An 8,526-nucleotide genomic window follows, 5' to 3' on the forward strand; every position below is an offset into this window, starting at 1 on the left:
CCGCTGATTTTCGGGGCGATTGTTAGGAAGAGTTCATCGACAACCTTAGCGGCCAATAGGGAGCCATTAACGGTTGAGCCGCCTTCACATAGGAGGTGTTTGACCTCGTATTGGCTGCGTAAGATGCTGACCATCTGGCGCACATCCAATTTGTTATCTCCGCAAAGATGTAACCGTGCGGTTTTGCGGATGGCGGCAGCCTTTTCTTTATCCACACTTCTAGGCGCAAACACAATTGCTTGGCCGGGCTCATCAGTAAAGAAGCGTGTGTGGAGGGGTAAGTCACCGGAAGCGGTCATGGTTACCCGCAAAACCCCTTCAGGATAATGGAGTTTTGGATCGATCCGAAGGGTTTCACTTCCAATCAGCGCCGCATCGGCGTTTCTTTGAAGCCTTCTCATGAGTATCTGATCGGTTTGACTACCCAACCCTTTCGCTGTCGTGCCGCGATCTGTTAAGAGGGTTTTGCCGTCAACCGAAGCAACCATATTGATAAAAATATAAGGCCGATCTTCCGGCGGATCGGGGAAGTTTAACCGTTCGTAAAGCCGTTCAGGATCAATATTTGGTTCAATGAAATCCATCAATCGCTTCATGGTTTTATCTTTCTAAAAGTTTATTAAAATTCCTGCTTAATAGCTATGATCCCAACCCTCATTGCGCTGGCTTTGAATTAAACCTATTTCTACTATTATACAGGCATTCGTTATTTCGTGGAAGAATCAAATCATGTGTACACTTAAAATTATTGACGAGTATGCTGATACAATGATATAGTGGTAATTCGTCCGGCAAAGTCGTCCGGGAAAATATATTAGAAGGTTCCTAAGTTATATGAGTTATTTCGCAGTAGTAAAAACTTTGTTTGGTCGTCAAAAAGTATGATGATAAGGATAATGAAAGTTATAATCAGTTTATTTGTGCTAAGCCTAACGCTAGCCGTGCTGGCGCCTATGGCTCAGGCACAAAATGATATGTTTAAAGATGTTCCCATTGCTCACTGGGCTTATGAAGACATCAAGGTTTTGAAGGCGGATGGCCTATTAACGGGCTATCCCGGCGAAGTCTTTCTGGGCAATCATCCGATGACTCGCTATGAGTTCGCGACTGCTACCCGAGCAATGTATGAGAATCTTATCAAAAAGATCGGTGAGGTCAACTCCCTCTCTTTGCGCATCAAAGCTTTAGAAACCACCAGCACAGGCAACAGTGTCACCGCTGAGTTGACTGCTTTGAAAGAGCAGCTCGCGGAGATGGCGTTGCTTAAGGACGATATCGCTCGCCTCAACAAGTTGGCAGAAGAGTTTGAGAAAGAACTGGCCAGCTTGGGCGTCAGTGTTCCGGAACTGACCGCTAGAACCACTGAGTTGGAAAGGCTTGTTAAAAAACTGTTAGAGCGACCCCAGCCCATTGACATCCACGGAGACCTTTTCTTTGGCGCTCGAGCTGGACATGGCTCTGGAGACAATATCGGCATTGACCTAAACGGTATCGCTTTTGGGGTTGATACAAAAACCTTAGAGCCAACCACCAATCCCATTCACGATTTGCACATCGTCCATGAGTTAGGCATGAACGTAAAAGGCGACTTTGGAAACGGGGTGACTGCCAACGCTGAATTTATCGTCAGTAATTACCTGAATTATCTCGGGTCTGCCACTCAACCGTTCAATTTCGGAAGTAGCGGAACGTACATCGGCTTCACCCCCCCCGGTGGAGTAAGAATAGAGGATGTGGAAGACGTTGCCATTTATAGCGCCAATGTCGGTTTTGCTATTGGCACGCACGGTGGCGTTAACGCTCAGTTAGGCCGATTAGGCTATCAAGTTTCTCCATATACCTTCAAGCGTGTCGATCCGGATTGGTACTTTGATGTGCCTCGCTACGATAACGGTAACATCTACTTTGATGGCGCCAAACTCGGTTTTGACTGGGGCGCGGTCAAATTAGACATGTTCGGCGGCAAGAATAATAACATTTCTGCAACCAATACAGAAAACTACCAACGTATCACTGCGGGACAGTTTCCAAATTCCTATTATGTTGATGGGTTAGCAAAAGCATCCACTCGATTCTTCGAACCCGGTTCGAACCGACCGACCGGCCTTCAGGACGGAGTTCTTGAAGTTGACACGACATTAGGCGCAGCGCTTAAGGTTGGTCTGACATCATCTGCAAATCTAGGTTTAACTTATATCGTTTTGGATGGAGTTCCTCTATTTGGAGACGGATATGGCATGCCATTCAATCGAGTTGCTATTATGGGTGGAAACGTAAATGCCCAAATACTGCCCAGCCTCTCAGTGAAAGCTGAATATGCTCAAACCGATGTGCTGCTCAACAATCGCAACATAGTTTCCAGCAACAACTGGGCGGCTGATGGTGGACTACGCTATAACAGCGGGGATACGTTCCATATCGGCGCAGGATATAAGGAAATTCGCCCCCTATTTGCTGCCCCCGGTTATTGGGGACGCATCGGCTTCTGGTACAACCCGGTTGACATCAAAGGCTTTACTGCGGATGCTCATTACAAGTTCAACGATGACTTCATGTTGTCTGCTAGCGGCGAGTTCTATCAGGGAACAGGACAGAACAAATCTGGTACCACCCTAGTCGGCTTCTCGACAAAAGACAAAATCACCCGCTTGCTCGTTGATGGCACCTATCATTTGAACTCCGCATGGAGTTTGTCAGCCGGTTGGGAAGGCGTTATGTGGGACCTCAAGAACAATAACGCCACTGAATTCACCGGCGGCAAACCACGCGAAAATTACTACACTGTCGGCATGGGTTATCAACTCGGCAATGATGCCTTATTGAAAATTATGTACCAAGTTGTAGACTATGACTCCAAGGGAGTAAGTCGTTTCAATGCCCCAGGTTCCCTTGAAGACAACGCATCCGGCGGCCTGTTAGTAACCCAAGTCACCGTCAAGTTTTAGCTTATCAATAACCGTGCAGGGCAACTTCTATCCTAAATTTGCCCTGCACTTTAGGTTAACGAAGCGCCATAAGGTCTGCCTTTCACTTTCGTCATCAACCACACTCGTCCTTCCTGCGAAGCTAGCGAACCACCACGGGATGTGCCGGTGCCTATAAGCTCATCTTCCTGCCTTTGTATATGGGGACATTTTCGTGAATTCGAACCCTATCACCTAAAACCTGTCACCTAATTCCTTCCCCATTCTCCGCATGTGGGGTAAAACTATGCGTAGGTAATTAAAGCGGGAGATAGAATATGGCTAGACAGATTGCTTTGAGTGGGATGCAGCCGACGGGGCTGATCCATCTTGGACGTTTGGAAGGGGCGCTTCGGAATTGGGTGAGGATGCAGGATGAGTTTGAACAATATTCCTTTGTGGCGAACTGGCACTCGTATACGACACTTTTCAAGGAACCTGAAGAGATAGCGCGAATGTCCCACATGTTGGCCATTGACTACATGGCGGTCGGACTTGACCCCAAAAAATGTACGATCTTCCTTCAATCCGATGTCAAACAACATGCTGAACTACATTTGCTGCTATCGATGATTACCCCTGTCGGGTGGCTCGAACGCCAGCCGACTTATAAAGATAAAATTGCCACGTTGACAGATAAATACAACGAAGAAAACGTGGGAGAGTTTGTTTCCTATGGATTGCTTGGATATCCTCTCCTTCAAGCAGCCGATATTCTTATGTATCGTGCGAATGTGGTCCCTGTCGGCAAGGATCAAGCGCCTCATTTAGAGATTACACGAGAGATAGCCCGAAGGTTCAATGGTATCTATGGCGAGGTCTTTCCAGAGCCGCAGGCTTTAATTCCGGAAGAAACCGGCAATATTCCTGGTATAGACCGCCGCAAGATGAGCAGCTCCTATGGCAACGCCATTTTCATCTCGGATACGGCGGAAGAGGTTGCGGCGAAAGTTCAGCAGATGGTGACTACCGAAACAAAAATTCGCAAGACCGACCCGGGTATTCCTGAGAACTGCGTAGTCTGCAAGCTTCGTAAGATTTACGATTCGGAGGGCTACAAGACCTCATGGGACGAAGATATACAAGGCGTGCGGGGCTGTCAGCAGAATAAGCGAGAGTTAACCGAGATTTTGAATAATATGCTCGACCCCATTCGAAAGAAGCGTGAAGAGCTATTGGAAAACAAAGATTATGTAGCTCAGGTGCTTAAAGATGGAGCGGGAAAAGCAGGCGCCGCTGCCGAAGCGACGATGAAACTGGTCCGCGAAGCGATGAAGTTCTAGGGGTAGAAGATTGATGACCAAACGCCAACGATTTATCGAAACCGTTACCTTCGGCTCCCCCGACAAACCGGCTTCTGGGGAGCTATTTGGCTTTGACGCGACTAACGAGAGGTGGGTACGTGAAGGACTTCCTGCCGATGTGATCGATCTGGAAAAGTACTTCGACATTGATTTCATCGTTGCCAGCCCCTGTGTCAATGTCAATCTCGAGCCAATTCCCGCTTATCCATTACGGGTGATTGAAGAGACTGATCAGCACATCATCGAAGCTAAAGGGCGTGAGGTTGTCCGCCGAAAGAAAGACCAAAGCGGGCCTGGGATGCCGCAATGGTTAAGTTACCCACTGCAATCGCGTGAGGATTGGGAAACTGATTGGAAGTGGAGATTAGATCCCGACATTCCCGACCGACTGCCTGATATTGAAGCCAGAGTGGATGAATATAATAGCCAAGAGTATCCCTTGGGCATCTGGATTGGCAGCTCCTATGGATATATGCGCAATTGGTGGGGGGTTGAGAATGTGTCCACTCTTTTTTATGACGACCCCGCTCTCATCGAGGAGATGATTGAAAGCATCACCCATTTATCGCTGCAGACTCTCAAGCGCGTTCTCTCTTATGGCATTAAGTTGGATTATGTTTGTTTTTGGGAGGATATGGCATACAAAGGCGGGCCTTTGATCTCGCCAGCCATGTTCAAAAAGTACTGTTCGCCCTATTATCGAAAGGTAATGGATGTTGTCACTTCCACCGGTATTAAAGTTGCGCTCGTTGATTCGGATGGCGATATACGGCAACTAATTCCATACTGGCTGGATGTAGGGATTAACATGGTCATGCCCATGGAAGTGGCCAGCGGGATGAACGTGATTGAAATTAGAAAAGAGTATGGCAAGCGGTTGGCTTTCTTTGGAGGCATCGATAAAAGAGCTTTGGCAGGGACGAAAGAAGATGTTCGCAAAGAGGTGGTTCCCAAACTCGAAGCGTGTTTTGCCGATGGCGGTTATATCCCCGCTTGCGACCATAAAATTCCGCCCAACGTGCCTTATGAAAATTATCTTTACTTCCGCGAGCTTGTAAATGAGGTCACCGAACGTTTCTATGGTGGCTAAGCATACTTGTTCTGGGGTTTAGCACTTGACAAGTTCGAGTGCTAAAGGTATGTTTATAGAAGATGAATGAGGTGATGTGAATGCCTACTTATGGATATAAATGCACTAAATGTGAAAATCAATTTGATGTTGTACATAGCGCTCATGCCCCAGCAGTGGAAGAATGCCCAAGCTGCGGCGGCAAAGTAAAGAAAGTATTCTACCCTGTTGGGATCATGTTTAAAGGCCCCGGTTTCCATGTGAATGATTATAAGAGTGGAAACGGCGCAGATCCTGCTGCTTCAAAGGAACCAGCAAGCTGTCCCGGCAACCCCGACAAGCCGGCATGCAGCAGTTGTGATCTTAAGGAGTAGTCAACTTCAAAGGGAGAGAACTCGGTACTCTCCCTTTTTTATTTTTTCCTTCCCCAGCAAACTAAATAGGTTATTAGCGCTTTTGCATCCTAATGAGCTAATTGGCATGATGGTTGCTTTTCTTAAAACAGGGGGGAAGATAATGCAAATAATGATGAAGCAAAGATTAATGAAAGAGAACTTATGGCTAATCGGCGTGACTATGGCCGATTTGATTAGTACGATTATTCTTATTGGAATGGGCTTATGCAGAGAAATGAACCCGATCATGAACTATTTCCTGCAAATAGGGTGGACACCTTTTATCGCATTTAAACTTGCAACCATTGTACTTGCCGTCAGTGTTACCGAGTGGTATCGCAAACATGACGAAATTTTTATCCGCCGATGGCTCCGGATTGGAGTAGTTAGCTACGTTGGAGTTTGGAGTATCTGGTTCACGGCGGCGAACTTAAGGTAACTGAAAGTAGATTTTCATGTCGGATACAGGTCAGGCCGCAGGGTCGGGGCGCTCAGTTAAGCGTTCCGACCCTGCGATCGTTTATGTCTGCCGTAAGTACCTCAAGGACGAAGCATAGAGACAAGTTCGTTTCCTGGTTAAGCATCACACGGGTATAATTCATGAATGCGTAAATTAAAAGTAGCTATGGGGCAGATGATGGTTGAGGGCGCGCAACCTCAAGCGAATATCGCTCGTGCCGTTGGAATGATAAACGCTGCCGGCAGGCAAAAATGTGACGTGGTAGTCCTTCCTGAGTGTTTGGATTTAGGATGGACCCATCCCTGCGCAGCCGAGCTTGCTCAAACTATTCCTGGGCCGTTTAGCGATGTGATTGTCGCCGCTGCTAAATCTGCTGAAATTTACGTTGCTGCAGGTTTGGTTGAACGTATGAACGGGAGAATTTTTAATACTGCCATCTTCATATCACCAACCGGTGAAATTCTCCTTAAGCACCGAAAAATAAATGAATTGATGATTGGCCCCAGAATGTATTCTGTTGGGAACTCGCTAGCTGTAGCGGAAACCCCGATAGGAACTTTTGGTCTCGCCATTTGCGCTGACAATTTTCCAAGTTCGCACGCGATCGGTCATGTGTTAGGGAGAATGGGCGCTAGGATAATTTTATCCCCATGCGCCTGGGCGGTTGATACCAATCATGATAATGTTAAAGACCCCTACGGCGGCATGTGGAAAGCTTCCTATGCCGAACTGGCCAAGCTTTATGATATGTCAATTGTCGGGGTAAGTAATGTCGGTTGGATGATAGGCGGACCGTGGAAAGGGCGCAAGTGCATTGGTTGTTCGATGGCAATCGGCCCATGCGGAACACTTTTAGCCCAAGGTCCTTATGGCGATAATGCTCAGGCATTAGTCAATGTCGATGTCCCTATCATGCCCGTCTCCGCCACCGGCGCCGACATAGCCCCCATGCTAGCCGCTAAAGGCTACGAAGGCGGATAGGGAGTTAGGCGAACGTATTGCGTAGTGCGTATTACGTATTCTCCGGATTCCGGATACGTACTACGCAATACGCACTAGATAGGCTTCGAAGACATGAAGCAGGAAAGGTTATTATAATGGACGACGGTATTCCTAAGATTTATGAGACTAAAGAGGTCGAGAGTAAATGGTATGGGTGGTGGGAAGAGCGTGGATATTTCCACCCTGAACCAAATCCCGACCAGCCGTACTACTCTGTAACGATTCCTCCGCCCAACGTAACCGGCTCTCTTCATATGGGGCATGCGCTCAACCACAGCATAATTGATGCCCTCATTCGATGGAACCGGATGAAAGGCCTCAATACGCTTTGCCTCCCTGGGACTGACCATGCGGGTATTGCTACCCAAAACGTGGTAGAGAAAGAACTTCGCAAGGATCATACATCCCGTTATGACCTCGGCCGTGAGAAATTTATCGAGCGGATTTGGGAATGGGTCGATGTCTACGGCAGCACAATTATTAACCAGCTAAAGAGTTTGGGCTGTTCTTATGATTGGCAGCGCCTTCGCTTCACGCTGGACAAAGATTATGCCGATGCCGTCCTCGAAGTCTTCGTGCGTTGGTGGAATGACGAACGGCTTTATCTCGGTTCAAGAGTGGTCAACTGGTGTCCCCGATGCCGCACGGTCATCTCTGATATCGAAGTAGCTAACGAAGAACGCAACGGCTTCTTATGGCATATCCGTTATCCATTTGAAGACGGAACAGGTTATGTGACAGTGGCGACTACTCGTCCCGAAACTATGCTTGGCGACGTGGCGGTTGCAGTCAACCCGGAGGACACCCGCTACAAGCATCTTGTTGGCAAGACCCTTCGACTGCCTTTGGTCAATCGCAGCATCCCTCTGGTACCCGATCCTTATCCTGATCCCGAATTTGGAAGCGGGGCAGTCAAAATTACTCCGTCTCACGATCCGAACGATTTCGAAGTAGGTAAACGCCATAATCTCCAAATGCCCGTGGTTATCGCCAAAGACGCCACGATCGACACCCGCGCTCTCCGCGCTGAACTTGGACAAGAAGAAAATGAATCTCTTTTGTCCTACCAGGGGCTTGACCGGTACGAGGCTCGCGAGCGGATTGTGGAAGACCTTAAAAAGCTTGGCCTTCTCGATAAAGTGGAGCCGCACAAACTGGCGATCGGTATCTGTGACCGATGTCATACGGTCATCGAGCCGCTGCTGTCCGAACAGTGGTTTGCGAACATGGCCGATATCGCTAAACCGGCAATCGATGTGGTCAAAGAAGGCCGAATTCGTTTTATTCCCGATCGGTATGTAGGCGTCTATTTGAATTGGATGGAGAATATTCG

At 47.9% G+C, this 8,526-nt stretch carries 8 protein-coding genes; 7 read left to right on the top strand and 1 reads right to left on the bottom strand.

Going from position 1 to position 8,526, the window contains the following annotated elements; genetic code table 11:
• A partial coding sequence (locus WCO51_06570) for a RibD family protein (protein MEI6512924.1) occupies nt 1–596 on the bottom strand: 596 nt, incomplete at its 3' end.
• A gap of 300 nt (nt 597–896) precedes the next feature.
• Between WCO51_06570 and WCO51_06575 the strand changes: the two genes are divergently transcribed.
• From WCO51_06575 to WCO51_06605, 7 genes are all read left to right on the top strand, one after another.
• Complete coding sequence (locus tag WCO51_06575; protein ID MEI6512925.1) at nt 897–2,945, top strand: S-layer homology domain-containing protein; 2,049 nt, start codon at nt 897–899, stop codon at nt 2,943–2,945.
• Between the two features lie 296 nt (nt 2,946–3,241).
• Nucleotides 3,242–4,246 (top strand): tryptophan--tRNA ligase, encoded by a 1,005-nt coding sequence (gene trpS / locus WCO51_06580; protein ID MEI6512926.1) that lies wholly within the window; start codon nt 3,242–3,244, stop codon nt 4,244–4,246.
• A 13-nt stretch (nt 4,247–4,259) separates the two neighbouring features.
• Nucleotides 4,260–5,357 (top strand): uroporphyrinogen decarboxylase family protein, encoded by a 1,098-nt coding sequence (locus WCO51_06585; protein MEI6512927.1) that lies wholly within the window; start codon nt 4,260–4,262, stop codon nt 5,355–5,357.
• A gap of 80 nt (nt 5,358–5,437) precedes the next feature.
• Entirely contained in the window at nt 5,438–5,710 is a 273-nt protein-coding gene (locus WCO51_06590) for an FmdB family zinc ribbon protein (protein MEI6512928.1), read from the top strand.
• A gap of 142 nt (nt 5,711–5,852) precedes the next feature.
• Entirely contained in the window at nt 5,853–6,170 is a 318-nt protein-coding gene (locus WCO51_06595; protein MEI6512929.1) for a DUF5658 family protein, read from the top strand.
• 165 nt (nt 6,171–6,335) lie between these two features.
• The gene (locus WCO51_06600; protein MEI6512930.1) at nt 6,336–7,172 is read left to right on the top strand and encodes a carbon-nitrogen hydrolase family protein; all 837 of its coding nucleotides are present in this window, start codon (nt 6,336–6,338) and stop codon (nt 7,170–7,172) included.
• 116 nt (nt 7,173–7,288) lie between these two features.
• The coding region (locus tag WCO51_06605; protein MEI6512931.1) for a class I tRNA ligase family protein at nt 7,289–8,526 on the top strand (1,238 nt) is incomplete at its 3' end.

Source organism: bacterium, assembly GCA_037131655.1.
Taxonomy (GTDB): Bacteria; Armatimonadota; Fimbriimonadia; order Fimbriimonadales; family JBAXQP01; genus JBAXQP01.